A 228-nucleotide genomic window follows, 5' to 3' on the forward strand; every position below is an offset into this window, starting at 1 on the left:
CCCTTGTTCAAAGCGCGCGCATCGGGATCAGTCCGGGAAAACTGGGGCTCACCGCTTTCCTCCAACGGCTTGAGTTGGGCCGGCTTGCGCGCCTGGCGTCCTTGAGCTTCTCCAACTTGTCGGCAAGCGCGGGGGCGTCACCGAGCCCGTCGCCCACGTGGTTTTCCTGCTCGTCATTGGTATCAAGGTCCTGCGTGTAGGCTTCCAGATCACGTGCGATCTTCTTCA

1 protein-coding gene is annotated in these 228 nt (G+C 61.4%); it reads right to left on the bottom strand.

The window, feature by feature from the left end:
* Window positions 1-7 precede the first annotated feature (7 nt).
* Window positions 8-228 (bottom strand): hypothetical protein (locus tag BQ17_RS21290; protein WP_176722250.1); only part of this gene is annotated, 221 nt, incomplete at its 5' end.

It is taken from the genome of Candidatus Thiosymbion oneisti, assembly GCF_900092655.1.
GTDB lineage: Bacteria > Pseudomonadota > Gammaproteobacteria > Chromatiales > Chromatiaceae > Thiosymbion > Thiosymbion oneisti.